Source organism: Actinoplanes sp. OR16, assembly GCF_004001265.1.
Taxonomy (GTDB): domain Bacteria; phylum Actinomycetota; class Actinomycetes; order Mycobacteriales; family Micromonosporaceae; genus Actinoplanes.
In genome coordinates this window covers 7,568,067-7,588,065 of record NZ_AP019371.1, presented here as the reverse complement: position 1 = coordinate 7,588,065, position 19,999 = coordinate 7,568,067, and the positions used below count along the sequence as shown (strand labels likewise).

Genomic DNA, 19,999 nt, shown 5'->3' with positions numbered 1-19,999 from the left:
GATCGCCATCCTAAGTGGCCGGTCACACTCCGCCGAGCCGGCGCCTTCCCGGTGAACTCAGGTGACGGCTCCCAGCTGCCACGGCACGAACTCGTCGCGGCCCAGGTCGAGGTCCTCGCTCACGGTGATGCGGCCGGATGCCACCTCCAGCAGCGCCTCGAAGATCTGGCCGCCGATCTCCTCCACCGTCGCGTCACCGGTGGCGATGGGGCCGGCGTCGAGGTCCATGTCCTCGCGCATCCGCTCGTACATCTCGGTGTTCGTCGCGACCTTCAACGTCGGGACGGGTTTGGTGCCGAGGACCGAGCCGCGGCCGGTGGTGAAGCAGACCAGGGTGGCGCCGCCGGCTACGAGACCGGTCACCGAGACGGGGTCGTAGCCGGGCGTGTCCATGAAGGTGAAGCCGGGGGCGGTGATCGGTTCGGCGTATTCGTAGACGGCGGTGAGCTCGGCCGTCCCACCCTTCGCGACCGCGCCCAGCGACTTCTCCAGGATCGTGGTGAGGCCGCCCGCCTTGTTGCCCGGCGACGGGTTGTTGTCGAGGGTGCCGCCGCCGGCTGCGACATAGGAGTGCCACCACGCGATCCGGTCCAGCAGTCTGCGGCCGACCGTCTCGTCGACGGCGCGTCGGGTCAGCAGATGCTCCGCGCCGAACACCTCCGGCGTCTCGGCCAGCACCGTCGTCGCGCCCTGCGCCACCAGCAGGTCGGAGGCGTAGCCGAGGGCCGGGTTCGCGGTGATGCCGGAGTAGCCGTCCGAGCCGCCGCAGTTCAGCCCGAGAATGAGCCGTGACGCCGGGACGGTGGTGCGGCGGCGCTGGTCCAGCTGTTCGATCAGGGCGCGGACCGCGGTGACGCCGGCGCGGACGGTCGCCCGCACACCACCCTGGTCCTGAATGATCAGGCGTTCGACGATGGTGTCGGCCGGGGCGGGCAGGTCGTCGAGCAGCGCGTCCACGGCCAGCATCTCGCAGCCCAGGCCGATGGCGAGGACGGCGCCGACGTTCGGATGGGCGGCGTACCCGCGCAACGTCCGCCGCAGGATCTGGCCGCCCTCGCTCGACGGCACCATGCCGCACCCGGAGTCGTGGGTCAGCGCCACCACGCCGTCGACGTTCGGCCAGGCATCCATGATCGGCCCGCGGAACTGGTCGGCGATCATCCGGGCGGTCGACGCCGAGCAGTTGACGGAGGTCACGATCCCGACATAGTTCCGCGTTCCGACGGCGCCTCCGGCGCGTTCAAAGCCTTCCCATGTACGAAGGACTCCGCTGTGTGGGACGCGAACCCGGCCGGTGCCGAACTCGTACACCGGATTGACGGAGTCCATCGTGAGGTTGTGGGTGTGCACATGGTCGCCCGGGTGCACGGGGCTTGTCGTCCGGCCGATGACCTGACCGTATTTGGTCACTGTCTCGCCGGTGGGCTTCGCGCGTACCGCCAGCTTGTGACCTTGGGGGATCGCTGCCGTGACCGCAACGCTCAGCCCGCCGTGCGTCAGGGTGAGACCCGGCGGCAGGTCACGCAGGGCGACCGCGACGTCGTCGTCCGGGTGGAGCAGCAGCGCGTGTTCAGCAAGCGGCGAAGGGCTCATGCGGCATCGACCTCGGTGCGATGGGGAGATGTGCTGTCAACTCGCGCGGAAGCGGAAGCGGAAGCGGAAGCGGAAGCGGAAGCGGAGGCGGGAGCGGAAGTGGAGGCGGGAGCGGAAGTGGAGGCGCTGGTGGAGGCCGAGGCGGTGGAGGCAGCGGTGGCCGGCTTCGGGTAGGCGGCTTTCGGCAGCTCGTAGGCCAGGTCGCGGGCAGTGTCGATGGCCTCGTCCAGGTCCAGGCGGTGCTCGGCGACGAGGCGGGCGAGGTGGCCGGCGTCGATGCGGCGGGCCAGGTCGTGGCGGGCCGGGATGGAGAGGAAGGCTCGGGTGTCGTCGACGAAACCGGCCGTGTTGGCGAAACCCGCGGTGTCGGTGACCGTCTCCCGGAAGCGGCGCATCCCCTCCGGCGTATCCAGGAACCACCACGGCGCGCCGAGCAGCATCGCCGGGTAGACGCCGGCGAGGGGTGCCAGCTCGCGGCTGAAAGCAGTCTCGTCGACGGTGAAGACGATCAGGCGGAGGTTCGGGTGGTGTCCGAAAGCGTTCAGCAGAGGGCGCAGTGATCGGGTGTAGTCGGACGGGACCGGGATGTCGTAGCCGACGTCCGGTCCGCGCGCGGCGAACACCGCCGGGTCGTAGTCGCGCAGCACACCGGGGTGCAGCTGCATGGTGAGGCCGTCCTCGCTGGACATGCGGGCCATCTCGAACAGCAGGTGAGCGAGGAAGGCGGCGGCCTCGGGCGCGGTGATCGTCCGGTTCAGTGCCGACCGGAAAAGCCGGGCGGCGTCGGCGGGGGCGAGCGGCGTGGTGTCGGCGCTCTGATGGCCGTGATCCGTGGCCCGGGCGCCGGCGGCCTTGAAGACGGCGCGGCGCTGTTCGATCGCGGCAATGAAGGCGCTGTATGAGGAAATGTCGGTTCCGGTGGCCGCTGCGAGCGCCGCGATCGCTGCCGGCCAGCCGGGCTTCGCCACGTCCAGCAGGGCATCAGGGCGGAAGGTCGGGACGATGCGTTCACCCCAGCCCTGTGCGGCCAGTGTCCGGTGCTCGGTCAGCGAAGCCGTGGCGGCGTCCGTCGTCGAGATGACCTCGATGGCGAACGCGTCGAGCAGGGCCCGCGGCCGGAATCGCGGTTCGGCGAGCTTGGCGGCCAGTTCGTCGTAGACGGCGTCGGCGGTCTCCGGACCCAGCTTCGTGCCGATGCCGAAGACCTCGGCGAGTTCGTGTTCCAGCCAGAACCGGGTCGGGGTGCCGCGGAACAGCTTCCAGTGCGCGGCGAAGGTCCGCCAGATCGCGCGGGGGTCGGTCTCCACCGGGCGGCCGTCGTGGCGCGGTACGCCGAGGGCGTCATGGGGTACGCCGCGGGACAGCAGCATCCGGACGAGGTAGTGGTCCGGCGTGACGAGGAGCGCGGCCGGGTCGGCGAACGCGTCGTTCCCGGCGAACACCGCGGCGTCGACGTGCCCGTGCATCGACACGATCGGCAGTTCCCGCGTGGCCGCGAAGATTTCCCTGGCGATGCCCCGGAGAGCCGGGTCGGCAGGCAGGGCGCGGTCGGGATGCAGACCGCGAGCCGGAGCCGCGGTGGGGACCGGGTGCCGCGCGCGATCGGGGTGGAGGGGGCTTTCGGGCATCGGGGAGCGGTCCCTTCCGCGGCGCTGGAAATTGTGGGAACGTTTGCAGGCGCATCATCACACGGGTCCGATGGGCGCGTCCACCGTGGAAAGGGGCCTCGTCATCGAACGGCAGCTCAGGCCGGTGCGGGTCTTGCAGATCGGCGCCGGTAACTTTCTGCGGGGCTTCGCCGACTGGATGATCCAGAAGGGCAACGCATCGGGGGTTCTCGATCACGGAGTCGTCGTGTTCAAGGTGACGCCCTCGTCGTCGGTGGTGACGGCCGAGCCGTTCCGGGTCGTTCTCGACGGGGTGCGCGACGGCGAGGCGTTCACCGAGGTCACCGACGTCGACGTGATCCAGGAGGCGGTCGACGCCTACACGGACTGGGAACGCTGCCTCGCCGTGATGCGCGGCGGCGATCTGCGGCTGGTCGTCTCGAACACCACCGAGGCCGGGATCGTCGTCGTCGACGGCGAGGACCTGACCGCCACGCCGCCCGCGTCGTTCCCGGCGAAGATCGCGGTCCTGCTGCACGAGCGGTGGCGGCACTTCGCCGGTGATCCGGACCGTGGCCTGCTCTTCCTGCCGTGCGAGCTGACCGAGGACAACGGGCGGGCGCTGCGACAGGCGGTGCTGCACCACGCCGCCGTCCTCGGCGCGGACTTCGCCGCCTGGGTGGGTCAGGCGTGCCGCTTCTACGACACGATCGTCGACCGGATCGTGCCCGGCCGCGACGCGGAGGGCGTCCGGGGTGAGCACTACGCGCTGTGGGCGATCGCCGGGGATGCGGTCCTGCGGCGGGAGTTCCCCTTGGATCGAGCAGGGCTGCCGCTGGAGTTCGTACCGGAGATCCGCGTCTTCCGGGAGAAGAAGGTGCGGATCCTCAACGGCTCGCACACCGCCCTCGCCGCCGTCGCCCCGCTGCTCGGCTGCACGACCGTGGCGGACGCCGTCCGGCACCCGATCGCCCGGGAGTACCTGCGCCGGCTGCTCGACGACGAGGTCCTGCCGACCCTGCCGGACGACGCCCCGGCGTTCGCGGCCGCGACGATGGAACGGTTCGGCAATCCCGCGCTCGACCACCGGCTGGCCGACATCGCCCTGAACGCGCTGTCCAAGTGGCAGACCCGCAATCTGCCCGTCGTCCTGGACCGATGGGCGGCCGGCGAGGGGGCGCCACTGACCGTCTTCGCCCTGGCCTGCCTGCTGCTGGGACGTGCCGGGGAGTTCCAGGACTATCCGGTACGGGACACGTCCCACCCGTCGTTCGCCGACGACCACCCCCGGCTCGCCGCCGAGATCGACGAGCACGTGCGCGCCATCCGCGAGGCGGGCCCGGTGGCAGCGCTGGAGAAGGTGATCCAGTGAAGCTCCTCGAAGGGCATCCGGTCATCCCGGTCGTCGTGCTCGACGACGCCACCCGCGCCGCCGACCTGGGTCGCGCGCTCGTCGGCGGCGGCGTGCCGATCGCCGAGGTCACCCTGCGGACACCGGCCGCCCTCGACGCGATCGCGACGATGGCCCGCAACCGTGATCTGCTCGTCGGGGCGGGCACCGTGCTCACCCCCGATCAGGCGACCGCCGCCGCGCAGGCGGGCGCCCGGTTCGCCGTCTGCCCGGGACTGTCCCGCGCCGTGGTGGAGCGGTGCCGGATGCTCGGGTTACCCGTACTCCCGGGGGTGTCGACGGCGACGGAGGTCCTGGCCGCGCTGGAGATCGGCCTGGAGGCCGTCAAGTTCTTCCCGGCCGCGACCTCGGGAGGCGCGCCCGCCGTGGCAGCCCTCGCCGCCGTCTTCGCCGACGTGCGCTTCGTGCCGACCGGCGGGATCACCGCGGCGAACGCCGGGGACTACCTCGCGCTGCCGTCGGTGCTCGCGGTCGGCGGCTCGTGGATGGTGCCCCGCTCGGCGCCGATCGACGAGATCCGGGAACTCGTCGGAGGGGTACGTGACGTCGCTGCGGCTGCGGGACGCTGACTCCTGCCGGTACGACCTGGTCAGCCTCGGTGAGGTGATGCTGCGCCTGGATCCGGGGGAGGGGCGGGTGCGGACCACCCGGACGTTCCGGGTCTCCGAGGGCGGCGGGGAGTACAACGTGGCCCGGGCGCTGCGACGCGTCTTCGGGCTGCGGACGGCGATCGTCACGGCGCTCGCCGACAACGAGGTGGGACGGCTCGTCGAGGACTGCATGCTGACCGGCGGGGTGGACACATCGCTGGTGCGCTGGGTTCCGTACGACGGTGTCGGCCGGGCGGTGCGCAACGGGCTGAACTTCACCGAGCGGGGCTTCGGCGTCCGCGGGGCGCTCGGTGTGTCCGATCGTGGTCACTCGGCGGCCTCGCAGATGAAGCCCGGTGACGTGGACTGGGATCACCTGTTCGGTGCCGAGGGGGTCCGATGGCTGCACACCGGCGGCATCTTCGCGGGCTTGTCGGCGTCGTCGGCCGCCGTTGTGGCGGAGGCGACAGCTGCGGCGCGGCGGTATGGGACCGTGGTGTCCTACGACGTTAATTATCGCCCGAGTCTCGATAATTCGGATATTTCGCTTCCGATGGCGGACGTGTTGCTGGGAGTGCGGGACGTCCGGAAACATCCGGATTCGGTGGTCGTGGCGACCACCTCGCGACGCGTCGTCAGTGCCAGCCGCAACGACTTCGGCGCCGTCGCCTGGTCGCCGTCGACGGGAATGCTGAAGGCGGCCGACCGCCCCGGCCTGGAAGTGCTCGACCGCGTGGGTTCCGGCGACTCCTTCGCATCAGGCCTGATATTCGGGCTGCTCAGTGGCTATCCCCTCCAGGTGGCGCTGGAATACGGGGCAGCACACGGCGCCCTGACCATGACCACTCCCGGCGACACCTCGATGGCGACGGCCGCCGAGGTGGTCGCACTGGCCGAGGGCGCCGGCGCGTCAGTGCGACGGTGACGGGCGCAGCCGGCTGGTGGTGATTCAGGGCCGGGGCGGTGACGGGCGCAGCCAGCCGACGGTGATCAGGGCCAGGGCCGCGGCGTATGTCGACATCACCAGGACGCCGTGGGCCGGCAGTGTCGTTCCGGCCGCGTCCAGGCCGATCAGCAGGTCGGAGATCAGGAAGAGGGTTCCTCCCGCTGCCACCAGGCGGTTCACGCCGGTCGCCGCCGCGGCCATCGCGGTGAGGGCCAGGCTGTAGAGCAGCACCGGGACGCGCAGGGCGCCGAGCGAACCCCACAGCAGCGCGTTGGCGGCGGCCCAGAGCAGCGCGAACACCGCTGACGGGATCGGGCGCGGTCTCGCGCGGCGGAGGAACGCGACGAGCAGGCAGATCTGCGTACCGAGGAAGAAGAGCATCCCGATCAGGAACGGCGCCTGGCCGGGGATGAGCAGGGCGACGTCGCCGAGTGTGGCGAAGGCGAGTGCCGCGGTCACCAGGTCGGGGCGGCGGTGCTGGAGCAGATGCCAGATCAGCAGGGGTGCGAGCAGCGGCTTGGCGATCCACTGCAGGACGGTCAGGTCGGCGGCCACACCGACGATCTCCACGGTGGCGGCCATGACGAACAGGGTCAGTGGCAGGCTGCGGGTGGCGGTGCCGGTCGGGCGGTCGTCCACGGCGGTCATGCGGCCGGCTGCCAGCCCGGGCGTCCGAAGACGTACCCGGCACGGTGCCGCCAATTCGCCGCTGACCTCATGTCACGCCAGATGGCGGCGTACTCGTGGGTCGCGACCTTGATCGGGTTGTAGGTCTCGATGTTGGTGGTGAGACCGAAGCGGACCCGCTCGCCCTCCGGCTCGAAGCTGCCGAACAGCCGATCCCAGATGATCAGGATGCCGCCGTAGTTGCGGTCCAGATAGGGATCGTTCGACCCGTGGTGGACCCGGTGGTGCGACGGGGTGTTGAAGAACCATTCGATCGGCCGGGGCAGCCTGTCGACGCGTTCGGTGTGCAGGAAGAACTGGTACGCCAGGCTGATCGACTGCTGCAGGAAGATCATCCACGGCGGGAAGCCGAGCGCCGCGAGCCCGAGCCAGAACGGCAGCGCGGTCATCGGCGTCCAGCTCTGCCGCAGTGCCGTGGAGAAGTTGAAGAACTGGCTCGAATGGTGCACGACGTGCCCGGCCCAGAGCACCCGCACCTCGTGATGCAGCCGGTGGAACCAGTAGTAGGCGACGTCGTCGGCGAAGAACAGCAGCACCCACACCCACCAGTCGGCCGGGTCCAGCTTCAGCGGGCTCAGCACGTAGAGGCCGGCGAAGAGCACGGCGGTGAACAGCTTCCACGGCACGCCGATGATCTGGCTGCCCAGGCCCATCGACAGGCTGGTGGCGGTGTCGCGGGCCTCGTAGCCGCGCTCCTCGTCGTCCGGCAGGAACCGGAACGACAGGACCTCCATGACGATGAGCAGCAGGAACGCGGGGACGGCGTAGAGGACGGCAGGGATCATCGGGGGTTTCCGATCTCTTTCGCGGGGGTGGGTGCGGCCAGGAGGGCTCGCGCCGCGCGTTCCGCGCCGGCCGCGTCGCCCGCCGCGATCAGTTCGGCGAGGGCGCGGTGGGCGGCGACGTCGAGCAGTTCGCTCGTCCGCTCGTCGGCGGGCATCCGGACGACGGCGAGCTCACCACCGGTGAGGCTGTTGAACGCCAGCAGGTACGCGATGTTGCCGGACGCCTCGACGATCCTCCGCCAGAACGCCAGGTCGGCCTGGGCCATCGCCGCGAGATCGGGGACCGCTGCCGCGTAGTCGTCGACCGCCGCGGCGATGGACTGCCGTCCGGTCGCGTCAGCGCGCACCGCGGAGAGCCGGGCCGCGTCCGCGCCGATGCAGGCGCGCATCTCCATGACGTCGCGCCCGAGGGTGGCCACCGGCAGCACGTCCTGCCCGGCGCCGAGGGCGAGGTCCAGTCCGGCGTTGCTGCGCCAGTCCAGGACCCGGGTGGCGCCGCCCTGGCTGACCTTGACGAGTCCGAGCTGCTGCAGCCGGCGCAGCGCCTCCCGGACCGCGTGCCGGTTGACCTCGAACGTCGCTGCCAGGTCGCGCTCGCTGGGCAGGGCGTCGCCGGGTGCGTACCGGCCGCGGACCACGGCGTCCCGCAGGCGCCCGAAGACGTGGTCGGAGACCGATTGGCGCGGCGCCGGATCGAAAGTCATGAGCGGCAGTGTGCCCCGTCACACCTCAACCCGTCAACTGGTTGGACCAGTCCGGATCATGGAGAGGGCTTTAGGATCTAGGAATGCTGCAGCGGTACGACTCGCGGAACGACGACATCCGTTACTGGGTCAACGGGGAGCTGCTGCATCGCAGCCGGCCCGGCCTGTCGCCCTTCGACTCCGTCGTCCAGGGCGGCGACGCGGTCTGGGAGGGCCTGCGGCTGTACCGCGGCGCGATCTACGGACTGACCGAGCACCTGGCCCGGCTGCGGCGCTCGGCGACCGCCCTCGGATTCACCGATGTCCCGGGCGACGACTTCCTGGTGGATGCGCTGGTCGCGACGCTCAAGGCCAATCAGATGTACGACGGAGTGCACGTGCGGCTCACGCTCACCCGGGGCGTGAAGGTCACCAGCGGGATGGACCCACGACTCAACCGGTCCGGGCCCACGCTCATCGTCCTCGCCGAATTCAAGGCGCCCGTCTACGACACCAGCGGACTGCGGCTCGCCACGTCGAGTGTGCGCCGCCCCGGCCCGGACGTCCTCGACCCGAAGATCCACCACGCCAACCTGCTGAACTCCATCCTCGCCAAGATCGAGGCGACGGCGGCGGGGGCCGACGACGCCCTGATGCTCGACCAGCGCGGCTTCGTGGCGGAGACGAACGCGACCCACCTGTTCGCGGTCGTGGACGGCGCCCTGGTGACGCCGTGGACCGTGGCATGCCCGGAAGGGATCACCCGCGAGACGGTGCTGAAGCTGGCGCCGGCACACGGCGTCGCGGCGACCGTGCGGGACATCTCGCTGGCCGAGATGTACACGGCCGACGAGGTCTTCTGCACCGGCACGATGGGCGAGATCGCGGCGGTCACGGTCATCGACGGCCGCGAGATCGGCGCCGGGAAGGTGGGGCCGGTGACGTCCCGGATCGCCCGCCTCTACCAGGAGCACGCCGCCGCGAACGGGGTCCGCCTTCTGGACGAACCCGCCGAACACCCCGAGCCGTAGCCCGGAGCGCCTCCCGGGCCGGTGCCGGCCGTGGGTTGGCGACGTGCCAGAGGCTGGCGTCGTACTTCTTGCGGTCGTTCTCGCTCATGTACTCGTATTCGTCGGAACCGAGCGGAACCCGTCGCGTGCGGGGCGGTGGGGTCGCGCGGTGGTTGCGGGCTGTCGTTCGTCAGAGCCGGTGGGCGGCCATCTCGTCGTAGTACGGCCGGGCCGCCTCGACCAGGGCGCGCAGACGGTCCGGGACCTCGGCCGGGCGCGGGTCGTACGAGGCGAAACCCGTCGACGCGTGCACCGAGGCGTACCAGTGCGGGGCCCACACCCCGTCCTCCGCGCGCGGGCCCGGCGCCCAGGCGAGCATGGCCGGGTCGAAGCCGATGCCGAGGGCCTCGCAGAGGCGGGTCAGCGTCTTCGCCGGGTCGCGCAGGACATCGGCGGCGTCGACGACCGGGCCGCCGGACGCGCGGAAGATCTCCAGCTGCTGCGGGTAGCCGAGATCGTCGAGGGTGGGCTCGCCGCGGACCTTCGCGTACGAGGCGATCACGTGCGCCGGGTCGCGGATCAGGAACGCGTGGGTGAGCGATCCGAGCCAGTCGCGGCCCACCTCCGGCAGCAGATGATGGGTCATGTGCTTCTGGTAGAGCACCGCGGCGTCGCACGGCCCGGTCAGCTGCGCGGCCACGTCCTGCCAGCGTTGCGGCTGACCGGCCAGGATCTCGTCCCGCCCCGGGTGGTCGATGCCGGTCGCTGCCAGGTAGTACGCGTACAGCGGCTCGTCCACCGCCACCGTGTCCGCCCGCGCGCCGAAGCTGCGCATCATGGCCGTGGAGATGTTCCTGGGCCCGGACCACATGGCAACCCGCGTCGTCATCGCCGCATTGTTGCAGGATCTCGTTACCGAGTGGGCGGCATGACATCTGTCATCGGAAGTCGTGAACGGGCGCACTGCCGCCGGGACGCGGCCGGCCGAAGACTTGAGGCATGACGACAACGACATCGGCGGCCGTCGAGGTGGACGGGGTGCGCCGGCGGTACGGCGAGTTCGAGGCGGTGCGCGGGGTCTCGTTCGATGTGCGGCGCGGGGAGTTGTTCGCGCTGCTCGGGACGAACGGGGCGGGCAAGACGACCACGATGGACCTGGTCGCCGGGTTCGGGGCGCCTGATGCGGGGACGGTGCGGGTGCTGGGCTGTGACCCGTACCGGCAAAGGGGGTTGATCCGCCCTCGGCTCGGGATCATGTTGCAGGAGGGTGGCCTGCCGCCGGACCTGACCGTGACCGAGTCGGCCGCGATGTGGGCGGGCACGCTGACCGATCCGCGGCCGGTCGCCGAGGCGCTGGAGCTCGTCGATCTGCGGCACCGGGAGGACGTGTTCGTGCGGCAGCTGTCCGGCGGTGAACGGCGGCGGCTCGATCTGGCGCTCGCGGTGCTGGGCCGTCCGGCGGTGCTGCTGCTCGACGAGCCGACCACCGGCCTCGACCCGGAGAGCCGGCGCAACGCCTGGCGGATGGTGCGGGCGCTGCTCGCCGACGGGGTGACCGTGCTGCTCACGACGCACTATCTGCAGGAGGCGCAGGAGCTCGCCGACCGGATCGCGATCATGCAGGGCGGTGAGGTGGTCGCTGCCGGTTCGACCGACGAGGTGGTGGCGCGGCACCCGGCGCGCATCACGTTCCGGCTGCCTTCGGGCGTGCGCCTGCCCTCTCCCTTCGCGCGCACCTCCGCAGCCCTCGGAAGGGACCCGGCTTCGCACACTCCTGACAAGCCCGTGACCCTCCACACCGACGCCCTGCAGGCGACTCTCACCGAACTCCTGTCCTGGGCGCGCCGGCACGACGTCGAACTGGCCGGCCTCGAAGCGCGTCCCGCGTCCCTGGAAGAGGCGTTCCTGGCCGTGGCGGACGCGTCATGAGGATCCGGTCGATCGGCGCCGCCGAGCTCAGACTGTTCGGCCGCAACCGCACCGCGCTGTTCAGCGCCCTGGCCATGCCGGTGATCCTGACCGCCGCGATCGCCACGTCCGGGCTGGCCGAGGTGGACAGCACGTCGTCGACCGCGCTGGTGGTCACGTCGCTGCTGGGATTCGTGCTGCTCGCGGCGGTCTACTACAACCTCGTCACCACGTACGTCGCCCGCCGCGAGGAACGGGTCCTCAAACGGCTGCGGGCCGGTGAGCTCGGCGACGCCGCGATCCTGACCGGCATCGCGGCCCCGATGGTGGCGGTGGCGCTCGGACAGATGGTCGCGTTCGTCGTCGGCGGCGCGGTGCTGCTCGGCCTGCCGGTACCGGTCAACCTGCCGCTGCTGCTGGCCGGCGCGCTCGGTGGCATCGTCGTGTTCGTGCTGCTCGCGGCGCTGTCCGCGGTGTTCACCAGGACCGCCGAGTCGGCGCAGGTCACCACGCTGCCGGTGCTGCTGGGATGCCTGCTCGCCTCGATGCTCTACCCGGTCCTCGACGACGCCCCGGCCGCGGTGACGGCGGTTCTCAAGGCGATGCCGCTGAGCCCGGTCGTGGACCTGATGCGGCTCGGCTGGCTGGGCACCACCGGCGAGGCGGCGCCGCTCGGGTTCACCGCACTGTTCGCCGAGGCGCTGCTTCCGCTGGCGATCACGGCCGGCTGGATCGTGGCGGGGCTGGCCGGGGTCCGGCGGGCCTTCCGCTGGGAACCTCGTCGATAGGTTGGAGCCCATGATGCCGACCTCGCGCGCCGCCCGCGTCGACCTGACGATGCGCGCCTCGCTCTACGTGCTGTTCGGCGCGGTGCCGCTCGCGGTGGTCGGCCAGGTCGGCGGCAGCCTCGCGACGGTGGCCGCGGTGCTGTCCGCCGGGCAGGCCCTCGCGGCGGGGCTGCTGCTCCATCAATCGCTCGACTACCGGCTCGGCAAAGGCCCGAAGCAGCGGTGGCGCGTCGTGGTCGCTGTCGTCCTGACGATCGCGGCCGTGGCCGTCGCCGGCTCTGATTTCAGCGCTCTGACGGTCATCGCGCCACTCTGCGCACTTCTGGCCGCGCTCGATCCGATGGTCACCACTCCGGCCGTCCTCGCCATCGGGCTCGGCGGGTGGCTGGTCGCGGCCGGACCGGCGATCTACGCCGACGGCTCGGCGTTCGCGCCGCACCTGGCGCTGCTGCTGGTGCCGTTCGCGGTGCTGAGCACCGAACGGTGGACGGTCTGGACACTGGACATCGTCTGGCAGCTCGACGAGGCTCAGCACGTGAAGGCGGAACTGGCGGTGGCCGAGGAACGGCTGCGGTTCGCCCGCGATCTGCACGACGTCGCCGGCCGTAGCCTGTCGGTCGTCGCCATCAAGGCCGAACTCGCCGCTCAGCTCGGCAAACGCGGACGGCCCGAGGCCGTCGACGAGATGCTCGAAGTGCGCCGCATCGCGCAGGACTCGCTGACCGAGCTGCGTGCCGTGGTCAGCGGCCTGCGGACGGCCCGCCTCGACGAGGAACTGGCCGGTGCGCGTTCCCTGCTCGACGCCGCCGGCATCACCTGCCGGGTCATCGGCGACGGCGGCGGGCTCGACCAGCGGACGGGGGCGACGCTGGGCTGGGCGATCCGCGAGGCGACCACCAACGTGCTGCGGCACAGCAAGGCCTCATCCTGCACGATCTCGCTCTCCCAGGCCTCCTCGGCGGTCACGCTCAGCGTCGTCAACGACGGTGCTCCCGCGGCTCGGGCCGCTCACGGCAACGGGTTGACCGGTCTTGTCGAGCGGGTCACCGAAGCCGGCGGCACGGTCACGGCCGGCCCTCTCGAACCGGACCGTTTCCAGGTGACCGTCCGGCTGCCGATCTCCGGGGAGCCGGCGACCGTCCGGCTGCCGATCTCCGGGGAGCCGGCGACCGTCCGGCTGCCGATCTCCGGGGAGCCGGCGACCGTCCGGCTGCCGGTCTCCGGGGAGCCGGCGTGATCCGGATCCTGCTCGCCGACGACGAGCACCTGATCCGGGTAGCCCTGGCCGCGCTGCTCGCCCTCGAGGACGACCTGATCATCGTCGGTCAGGCAGCCACCGGGGCCGAGGCGATCGCGGCGGCCCGCTCCCTGAAACCGGACGTAGCGGTGATCGACCTGCAGATGCCCGACCTGGACGGCGTGACCGTCGCCGACCGTCTCCGCGCCGAAGTGCCCACCTGCCGCACCATGATCGTCACCAGTCACGGCCGGCCCGGTCATCTGAAGCAGGCCCTCGCCGCCGGTGTCCGCGGCTTCCTGCCCAAGACCGTCTCCGCTGACGAGCTGGCGATGGTGGTGCGTACCGTCCACGGCGGCGGACGCTATGTCGATCCCCAGCTGGCAGCCGAGGCGATCAGTGCCGGCGACAGTCCGCTGACCGCCCGGGAGGCCGACGTGCTCCAGCTGGCTGCCTCGGGCGCCCCGGTCGAGGAGATCGCGCGCCGGGCGTCGCTGTCGGCGGGGACGGTCCGGAACTATCTGTCGTCGGCCGCCGGGAAGCTCGGCGCCGCGAACCGTCACGAGGCAGCCCGCCTGGCCCGCCAACGAGGCTGGATCTGACCGCGGCGGTACGGGAGAGCGACAAATCCGGGCATGAACCCGGCTCCGGCCGCTCAGCCGGGGTCAGCTCATCCGGCCCACGGCGGTGCGCAGTCGCAGCAGGTCGCGGCGGCGCTGTTCCATCGTGGTGGCTACGCCGACGAGCAGGAGGCCGCCGACCGCGAGCGGCACCCACCGTGGCACGAAATCCCACACCTGGATCAGCTCGTGCAACGCGGTCAGCGCCAGCATGAGACCGCCGGCCACGACCGGTGCTCGCAGCCGGGCCCGCGCGCCGGCCAGCAGGACCGCGAGAGCGCCGAGGCCGAGCAGCAGGCGGCGCGGGTATTCGGGTTCGTCACCGACGATCACCGCGAGCGTCGGCAGGAAACCCACGGCCAGGGCGGGCCCGTAGGCGGTCCACGACGGCAACTCCGGCCGGCCACGACGGGCGAGCCAGCCGGCCCCGAGCGCGAACGCCGCTGCCGGAAGCGTGTAGATCTCCGGCGTCTGCACATCCCGCGAGCCGAGGAGCAGCCACCAGCCGAGCAGTGCGCTCCCGGCGGCCGCGATGGCGTATCGGAATCGGACAGCGCGGATCTCACCGGGTCGCAGCGCTCGCAGTCCGAGCACCGCCGCCCAGAGAGTGGCGATCAGGGCGGCGCGGCCGAGCGTACCGGCGATCACGAGCGCGACCAGCGCCGATGCGTGAGCGACGGCGGCCACGGCGGGCGCTTCTCGCGGACGGCGTGCGGCGAGGACCGCTTCGAGAGCGACGACGACGGCGGCCGCGGCGAGCACGCTGATCGGTCCGGCGCCGGCTCCGAGATCCAAGATCCGGCTTGCCGTGTACGCCGTGACGACCGTGCCGACGCCCGCCCCCACCCATCCGGCAACCCGTCCCGCTGCGCCGCGCCCGGCCACCCCGCACACCACCGCCGCGACGGTGACCAGCGCAAACCCGGCCAGCATCGCCCCCTGGACAGCGGTGGTCCCCGCCAGCCCGGCAGCGGCGAGCGCCCCGAAGACGACACCGGTCCACGCCATCGGGGACGGCAGGATGATGAGGGCCACGATGCCCAGGAGGCCGGTGACCAGGCCGGCGAGAAGCACTGACGGCCACGGTGCTTCGAAGGCGGCGAAGGTCAGGGGAACCAGGACGGCGACGACAGGGGACCCGCACCAGAGGGCAGCCCGTGGTCCGGCTGATCGATATCCGACCAGCGCGGCGGCGGCCGTGACCATCAGCAGGGCGAGCAGGGAAGACCAGCGGGCGGTTTCGGCTGCGGGCGCCTCGCCGGACCAGAAGGTGGTCAGTGCGGTGTAGGGCTTCAGCAGCACGGTGGAGAGTTCGGGTGCCAGCCCGAAGAGGAGCACGGTTACCGGCACGATCGCTGCCACCACGGCGACGGCGGTGGTGTCACGCAGGGTGAGGGGAGTGGTGGCGATCAGGAGGAGGGCGGTCGCGGCGTAGAGGGCTACCGGATCGTCGCCGGTCAGGGCCGTCAGGGGCAGGGCTGCTGACATCAGCAGGGCTACGACGGTGGTCTGCGGGCGGTGCCAGGGCAGGGCGCGTGCAGCAGCCAGCAGCAGGACGGCGATGACCGATTGGGCCCTGACCTGCCACGTCGGCGACGCGTCGAAGGCCAGGAGGGTCAGCGACACCGCGGCGGGGACGGCCAGCAGGGCGATCGTCGTTGACGTGGCGGCCAGGAGGTGGTGCTCCCGGCGTACCAGGAAGGAAGTCAGGAAACCGATCAACGCGAGCGTGGTGAAGGCGGTCGCGCCCACCGCGGGATCACCCAGAGCTACGACGAGCGCGTGCGCGGTCAGTAGCGCGGCGACGATCGGGCGGAACAGCGGCCACGGTGCGGTGGCGGCGCGGGCGATCAGCGTGAGCGCTGCCGCGGCGGTGAGCAGGCCCAGGGGCACAGCGGTCCACCAGGGCAGATGGAACGCCGCGGGCACGAGCAGCGCGGTCCCGGCCAGGGCGGTCAGGGCCAGGTCCGTGCGGTGCCGGCTTTCCAGGAGGATTCCGTACGAACAGAGCACCGCGACCACCGCCGCGATCAGCGTCCAGCCGGGACCGTCCACACGCGCGTTCGCCGGCGCGCCGAGCAGGGGCGTGGCGGCTTCGGCAGTCCGCAGCGCGCCGACCGCCACGGCGGCGGCCGACCCCAGCGCGGGCACGGCCGTCACCAGCAACGCCGCTGTCCGGGGTCCCTTGCCGACCGGTTCGGGCAGGCGCGGCCGGACGACGGCGGCGAGCGCGGCGATGATCAGGGCGACCGTGGCGAGGCGCGGGACTCCGGACGACGACGGCCCGGCGCCTACCAGGAGAGACCATGTTCCGGCCGCCACCGCGACGGCCACGGTGAGCAGACCGGCGGCGATCGTCTGCGCCACGCGGTTGCCGGCGAGTACGGCCGCGACCGTGACCACGGCGGTGACCAGCACCAGCGCACCACCGGCAGCGGCTGCCCCGGTCGCGCCACCGGAAGAGGCCGCCTCCGGCGCGGTCGCCTCTGCCGCGGTGGTGACGAGGTCCACGATCGCGATCAGCGCGGAGACGGCAGCGGCGAGGGAACCGCAGACGTAGGCGACCACGGCCGGCCCCGTCGGTGCGAAGCCGCTGCGGTGGAGGACTGCCACGTTCAGGGCGGTGACGGCGGTCAGGGTGAGTGACCAGGCGGTCGGGCCGGGGTCGGCGGAGGCGGCCAGCAGGGGTAGCACCGGCTGGCAGATCAGCAGGGCCGCGATCGCCGGGCCGCGGAGGCCGGTCAGCCTGCCGTAGCCGTACGCCACTGCGGCGGTCACGGCGCCGGCCGCTGCCGCGTACGCCTCCGGTGCCAGGCTTCTGACCTGCAGGAAGTCGACGGCCCAGGCGGCGTACGCGTCGAGCAGGATCATCAGCAGGCCGACGGCCGCCAGGGTTTCGGCGGCTGCGGTGAGGCCGCGCCGCTTCGCGAACGGCGGAACCGCCAGGACGGCGGCGGTCGTGGCGGCGAGGATGGCGGCGCGGCCGGTGACGCCCACCTGCGCCCAGGCCACGGCGGTGAAGACGGCTGCGGCGACGATGAGCAGCAGGCCGCCGAGGGCGAAGAGCACGTTCTGCACGGTCAGCGCGCTCAGCTTCGACTCGGCCGGGCCAGGTGAGGGAGCCAGCCCAGGCGAGGCAGCTGGGCCCTGAGACGGATGAGCGCCCGGGCCGAGGACGGCGGTCGGTGCCGGATTTTTCCGTACTTCTGCTGATTTAGTCGCCCGAACCGACTCCGTGACCCGGAAAGCGACGGTGTTCCGCTGCGTCGTCATGTCCGTGATCTGCCGCTGCAACGACACCACCACGGCCTGCGCCCGGTCGAGGTCACCACGGAGAGCCGTCAACTCGGCGTCGAGGCGCATCACTTCGAGCGCGTCGGCGTCCGGGGCGCGGCCACAGCCGGGGCAACCGGTCACGGCCGACGCCACCGTCCCGCAGTGGGGACAGGGATATGTCGACGGCGCGGTGGTCACGGCGTTAGTTTCCCGTACCCCCGCAAGGTTCTCGATAGGGGTGGGCAACCCGGCGGGCGAAGGGACGTGTTGAAGAAGACGTGGCAGATGTCGATGAGTACCGGGAGTACGTCTCCGGCCGGATGGACGGCTGGCGGCGGACCGCCTACCTGTTGTGCGGGGACTGGCATGCCGCCGACGACCTCGTGTCGATCGCGCTGGTCCGGCTCTACCGGCATTGGGGGCGGGTGTCGGCGGTGGAGCATCCCGAGGCGTACGTCCGGCAGATCCTGGTCCGCACGATGCTGAACGAGCGCCGCCGGTCGTGGCGGCGTGAACAGCCGATGGTCGCGGTCCCGGACCGGCCGGTGACGGGCGGCCCGGAGTCGGTCGCCGATCGGCAGATGTTCGTGGCGCTGCTGGGTGAACTGCCGCCGCGCCGCAGGGCGGTGCTGGTGCTGCGGTACTTCTGTGACCTGTCGGTGGAGGAGACGGCCGCGCAACTGGGCTGCTCGACCGGGACGGTGAAGAGTCAGACGGCGCGGGCGCTGGAGACGTTGCGGACGCGGCTGGGCGGGTCGGCGCTCGTGGCTGAGGAGGTTTGAGATGGTGCACATGTCGGAGTGGATGCGGGCCGCGTCGCAGGACGGCCCGCCGAGCGCCATCTCGGTCGACGGCCTGGTCGCGGGGGAGCGGCGGCGGGTCCGGCGTCTCCGGTGGGCGGTCGGCGGCGCCGCGGCGGTGCTGGCCGTCGGTGTGGGCTTCGCGGTGATCTCCCCGGACCGTCACCCGGTCACGATCGCTGCCGTGCCCGCCCCGGTCTGTCCCACCGTGGACCTGACGGCGACGCCGGAACCCGGTCCGCAGCAGTCGCATCCCGCGCCGCGGCCGTCCGAGTCCTGTGGTGCGGCGGCCCGGCGGCTCACCGCGGTTCTGGCGAAGGCCCTGGACGCGCCGGTCGACACGTTCGCCTGGAACACCAAGCGGCTGCGGTACGAGACCCTCGTGAACCTGCCCGGCGGCGGCCGGATGCAGGTGCGGATCATCGCGGGCCACGAGTACCCGGCCCGGCGGGCGGACACCCAGTGCCCGACCGGCGCCGACTGGAAGTGCTCCTACCTGGTCACCGGGGACGAGACGGTGGTGACGACGGTCGATTCCGGGCAGGGGGTGCAGGCCGACGCGTACCGGCGGGACGGCACGATGATCCTGGTGCTGGCGACGGCGGACGCCCTTCCGCCGGAGCAGCTGGCGACCATCGCCGGCAACCCGGGCCTCACCCTCTTCCCGCAGTGAGATCGCCGCCTCAGTGATCGTGCATCCATCCCCGCCGTAGATCACCGCGGTGGGTCATGAGGTGCGGGAACGGGCTCGGGTCGATCGGCGAGCCTCCGGCCGAGCTTGCGAAGTCCGACTCATCTCTCCAGAACGCCGCCTGGCCCCCGAGGGCGATCTCGTACAGGAGCGACTCGTCACCGGTGGGCACCCGGGTCTGCCACAGGGCAGCGCGCCCGGCGCGGGTGGACAGGGGAAGATCGACGATGATGTACGTGCCGATTGCCGTGAAGGCGCCCAGGCCGAGCAGCCCGAGCGCCTGCAGGGACCGGCCGGGCACGGAGAAGTCGGGCAGCGTCAGTGCGAACGCGGCAAGGCACCAGAGCGCGGCGAGCCAGCCCGGGGCGAACCGGGTGACCCGCATCTTGGTGCGGGCCGAGAGGTGCCACCCGCGCCGCACCACCCTGATGCCGATCTCGTCCACCTCGGCGGCAAGGCGCTCGTCGGCGAGCAGCGCGGGCACGTGGTCGTACTCCCGCAGGGCGTCGAGCAGGGCGGGCAGCAGGGGCGGCACGTCACCGGGCAGGTCCGGCCCGGGGATCCGCTCGACGCCACCGCCGCGCCACAGCGGCGCCGCCTGAACGAGGCCGCGCCGGCGCAGCTCGGCCAAGCCGGTGAACAGCACGAGCCGGGGACCGCCGTTGACATAGGCGAGTTCCAGCGCTTCACCGCGCAGGTGCGGATTCGCCCCGCGGCGCGCCCAACGTCGCACCACGCCGGTACTCACGAGGGCGACCAACGCCAGGCAGGCACTCAGGACCAGGACACTCGCGGGCGAGGCATCGATCACGGTTCAAGTGTGGCAAGGCGCAGCCACCGGTTCGGTGTCGCTGCTGACGAGGACGAGGCCGTGTCCTCAGCCCTCGACATCGGCCTGTCGGATCGGTCGCCGGCCGGCCGCCCCCGTAGTGGGTCGCCCGTGTTGTTCGATCTCGGTCGCCCACCGCCGGGCCAGTTCGTCGGCGGCCGACCGGCCCTGCACCCACTGGCTGTCGAACTCCTCGCCACCGGTGTCGGTCACGTACGCGACCACCAGCCAGCGCCCGGTGATCGCCCGCCACGGCCACACCACGGCGGTCGCCAGGAGCACGAGGAGCCAGTTCATCACCCCCCACAGCAGCATGAGGCCCACGATCGGCAGCACGATGAACGCGGCGAACTCGCCCTGGAACCAGGTGAGATCGAGGCCGCTACCGCCGCCCCGGCTACGATATTGCGGTTGCCAGGCCAGCCGCCGGCGGCCGACCCGCCACACCACCCATTCGCCGTTGTCCGCCCGGGTCACCACTCGCACGTCCACAGTGTGATCCACCCGCGCCACCGGCTGCCTCTGTCCTTCGGGGGAA

The 19,999-nt window shown here is 71.8% G+C and carries 19 protein-coding genes; 10 read left to right on the top strand and 9 right to left on the bottom strand.

What is annotated here, in order from left to right:
* Positions 1 to 57 precede the first annotated feature (57 nt).
* On the bottom strand, positions 58 to 1,593 hold the full coding sequence (locus tag EP757_RS35010) for a UxaA family hydrolase (protein ID WP_127552663.1): 1,536 nt from the start codon (positions 1,591 to 1,593) through the stop codon (positions 58 to 60).
* On the bottom strand, positions 1,590 to 3,221 hold the full coding sequence (uxaC, locus tag EP757_RS35005; protein WP_127552662.1) for a glucuronate isomerase: 1,632 nt from the start codon (positions 3,219 to 3,221) through the stop codon (positions 1,590 to 1,592). Before uxaC ends, EP757_RS35010 begins: the two co-directional genes overlap by 4 nt.
* Between uxaC and EP757_RS43545 the strand changes: the two genes are divergently transcribed.
* The 3 genes from EP757_RS43545 to EP757_RS34990 are packed head-to-tail and all read left to right on the top strand — an operon-like array spanning position 3,106 to position 6,126.
* Positions 3,106 to 4,572 carry a tagaturonate reductase gene (locus EP757_RS43545; RefSeq protein ID WP_127552661.1) on the top strand — a complete coding sequence of 489 codons (1,467 nt, stop codon included), beginning with the start codon at positions 3,106 to 3,108 and terminating at the stop codon, positions 4,570 to 4,572. The genes uxaC and EP757_RS43545 overlap by 116 nt on opposite strands.
* Positions 4,569 to 5,180, top strand: coding sequence for a bifunctional 4-hydroxy-2-oxoglutarate aldolase/2-dehydro-3-deoxy-phosphogluconate aldolase (eda, locus tag EP757_RS34995; protein WP_197725452.1), 612 nt, complete (start codon positions 4,569 to 4,571; stop codon positions 5,178 to 5,180). Before EP757_RS43545 ends, eda begins: the two co-directional genes overlap by 4 nt.
* Positions 5,152 to 6,126, top strand: coding sequence for a sugar kinase (locus tag EP757_RS34990; RefSeq protein ID WP_232050160.1), 975 nt, complete (start codon positions 5,152 to 5,154; stop codon positions 6,124 to 6,126). The genes eda and EP757_RS34990 overlap by 29 nt, the downstream gene beginning before the upstream one ends.
* Positions 6,127 to 6,150: 24 nt before the next feature.
* Here EP757_RS34990 and EP757_RS34985 read toward each other — a convergent pair whose 3' ends face one another.
* The 3 genes from EP757_RS34985 to EP757_RS34975 are packed head-to-tail and all read right to left on the bottom strand — an operon-like array spanning position 6,151 to position 8,323.
* Entirely contained in the window at positions 6,151 to 6,795 is a 645-nt protein-coding gene (locus tag EP757_RS34985; RefSeq protein ID WP_127552659.1) for a lysoplasmalogenase, read from the bottom strand.
* Positions 6,792 to 7,619 carry a sterol desaturase family protein gene (locus EP757_RS34980; protein WP_127552658.1) on the bottom strand — a complete coding sequence of 276 codons (828 nt, stop codon included), beginning with the start codon at positions 7,617 to 7,619 and terminating at the stop codon, positions 6,792 to 6,794. The genes EP757_RS34985 and EP757_RS34980 overlap by 4 nt, the downstream gene beginning before the upstream one ends.
* The gene (locus EP757_RS34975) at positions 7,616 to 8,323 is read right to left on the bottom strand and encodes a FadR/GntR family transcriptional regulator (RefSeq protein ID WP_127552657.1); all 708 of its coding nucleotides are present in this window, start codon (positions 8,321 to 8,323) and stop codon (positions 7,616 to 7,618) included. The genes EP757_RS34980 and EP757_RS34975 overlap by 4 nt, the downstream gene beginning before the upstream one ends.
* An 83-nt stretch (positions 8,324 to 8,406) precedes the next feature.
* Between EP757_RS34975 and EP757_RS34970 the strand changes: the two genes are divergently transcribed.
* On the top strand, positions 8,407 to 9,333 hold the full coding sequence (locus tag EP757_RS34970; RefSeq protein ID WP_127552656.1) for an aminotransferase class IV: 927 nt from the start codon (positions 8,407 to 8,409) through the stop codon (positions 9,331 to 9,333).
* 169 nt (positions 9,334 to 9,502) lie between these two features.
* Here EP757_RS34970 and EP757_RS34965 read toward each other — a convergent pair whose 3' ends face one another.
* Positions 9,503 to 10,201 (bottom strand): HAD family hydrolase, encoded by a 699-nt coding sequence (locus tag EP757_RS34965; RefSeq protein ID WP_127552655.1) that lies wholly within the window; start codon positions 10,199 to 10,201, stop codon positions 9,503 to 9,505.
* Positions 10,202 to 10,311: 110 nt separating this feature from the next.
* On the opposite strand from EP757_RS34965, the gene EP757_RS34960 reads away from it, so the two are divergent.
* Genes EP757_RS34960 through EP757_RS34945 form a run of 4 tightly spaced genes read left to right on the top strand, consistent with a single transcriptional unit; the run spans position 10,312 to position 13,847 of the window.
* Positions 10,312 to 11,241 (top strand): ABC transporter ATP-binding protein, encoded by a 930-nt coding sequence (locus EP757_RS34960; RefSeq protein WP_127552654.1) that lies wholly within the window; start codon positions 10,312 to 10,314, stop codon positions 11,239 to 11,241.
* Positions 11,238 to 12,008 (top strand): ABC transporter permease, encoded by a 771-nt coding sequence (locus EP757_RS34955; RefSeq protein WP_127552653.1) that lies wholly within the window; start codon positions 11,238 to 11,240, stop codon positions 12,006 to 12,008. The genes EP757_RS34960 and EP757_RS34955 overlap by 4 nt, the downstream gene beginning before the upstream one ends.
* Before the next feature lie 10 nt (positions 12,009 to 12,018).
* The gene (locus EP757_RS34950) at positions 12,019 to 13,245 is read left to right on the top strand and encodes a sensor histidine kinase (RefSeq protein ID WP_127552652.1); all 1,227 of its coding nucleotides are present in this window, start codon (positions 12,019 to 12,021) and stop codon (positions 13,243 to 13,245) included.
* Entirely contained in the window at positions 13,242 to 13,847 is a 606-nt protein-coding gene (locus EP757_RS34945) for a response regulator transcription factor (protein ID WP_197725451.1), read from the top strand. The genes EP757_RS34950 and EP757_RS34945 overlap by 4 nt, the downstream gene beginning before the upstream one ends.
* Positions 13,848 to 13,910: 63 nt before the next feature.
* Here EP757_RS34945 and EP757_RS34940 read toward each other — a convergent pair whose 3' ends face one another.
* The gene (locus EP757_RS34940; RefSeq protein WP_127552651.1) at positions 13,911 to 17,339 is read right to left on the bottom strand and encodes an SCO7613 C-terminal domain-containing membrane protein; all 3,429 of its coding nucleotides are present in this window, start codon (positions 17,337 to 17,339) and stop codon (positions 13,911 to 13,913) included.
* A gap of 80 nt (positions 17,340 to 17,419) precedes the next feature.
* Here EP757_RS34940 and EP757_RS34935 point away from each other — a divergent pair, with 80 nt between their 5' ends.
* Positions 17,420 to 17,923 (top strand): SigE family RNA polymerase sigma factor, encoded by a 504-nt coding sequence (locus EP757_RS34935; protein ID WP_127552650.1) that lies wholly within the window; start codon positions 17,420 to 17,422, stop codon positions 17,921 to 17,923.
* Between the two features lies 1 nt (position 17,924).
* Entirely contained in the window at positions 17,925 to 18,614 is a 690-nt protein-coding gene (locus EP757_RS34930; RefSeq protein ID WP_127552649.1) for a hypothetical protein, read from the top strand.
* A 10-nt stretch (positions 18,615 to 18,624) separates the two neighbouring features.
* Here the strand turns inward: EP757_RS34930 and EP757_RS34925 are convergent, their stop codons facing one another.
* The gene (locus tag EP757_RS34925) at positions 18,625 to 19,443 is read right to left on the bottom strand and encodes a TIGR04222 domain-containing membrane protein (protein ID WP_127552648.1); all 819 of its coding nucleotides are present in this window, start codon (positions 19,441 to 19,443) and stop codon (positions 18,625 to 18,627) included.
* Between the two features lie 66 nt (positions 19,444 to 19,509).
* Positions 19,510 to 19,947, bottom strand: a complete 438-nt coding sequence (locus EP757_RS34920) for a hypothetical protein (RefSeq protein ID WP_127552647.1) — start codon at positions 19,945 to 19,947, stop codon at positions 19,510 to 19,512.
* Between the last annotated feature and the right edge of the window lie 52 nt (positions 19,948 to 19,999).

What these genes read in the sequence shown, in the direction of transcription:
- EP757_RS35010 (WP_127552663.1), bottom strand. Translation starts at nt 1,593, where the DNA reads ATGAGCCCTTCGCCGCTTGCTGAACACGCGCTGCTGCTCCACCCGGAC.
- EP757_RS43545 (WP_127552661.1), top strand. Translation starts at nt 3,106, where the DNA reads ATGCCCCGGAGAGCCGGGTCGGCAGGCAGGGCGCGGTCGGGATGCAGA.
- uxaC (WP_127552662.1), bottom strand. Translation starts at nt 3,221, where the DNA reads ATGCCCGAAAGCCCCCTCCACCCCGATCGCGCGCGGCACCCGGTCCCC.
- EP757_RS34985 (WP_127552659.1), bottom strand. Translation starts at nt 6,795, where the DNA reads ATGACCGCCGTGGACGACCGCCCGACCGGCACCGCCACCCGCAGCCTG.
- EP757_RS34980 (WP_127552658.1), bottom strand. Translation starts at nt 7,619, where the DNA reads ATGATCCCTGCCGTCCTCTACGCCGTCCCCGCGTTCCTGCTGCTCATC.
- EP757_RS34975 (WP_127552657.1), bottom strand. Translation starts at nt 8,323, where the DNA reads ATGACTTTCGATCCGGCGCCGCGCCAATCGGTCTCCGACCACGTCTTC.
- EP757_RS34970 (WP_127552656.1), top strand. Translation starts at nt 8,407, where the DNA reads ATGCTGCAGCGGTACGACTCGCGGAACGACGACATCCGTTACTGGGTC.
- EP757_RS34965 (WP_127552655.1), bottom strand. Translation starts at nt 10,201, where the DNA reads ATGACGACGCGGGTTGCCATGTGGTCCGGGCCCAGGAACATCTCCACG.
- EP757_RS34960 (WP_127552654.1), top strand. Translation starts at nt 10,312, where the DNA reads ATGACGACAACGACATCGGCGGCCGTCGAGGTGGACGGGGTGCGCCGG.
- EP757_RS34955 (WP_127552653.1), top strand. Translation starts at nt 11,238, where the DNA reads ATGAGGATCCGGTCGATCGGCGCCGCCGAGCTCAGACTGTTCGGCCGC.
- EP757_RS34950 (WP_127552652.1), top strand. Translation starts at nt 12,019, where the DNA reads ATGATGCCGACCTCGCGCGCCGCCCGCGTCGACCTGACGATGCGCGCC.
- EP757_RS34930 (WP_127552649.1), top strand. Translation starts at nt 17,925, where the DNA reads ATGGTGCACATGTCGGAGTGGATGCGGGCCGCGTCGCAGGACGGCCCG.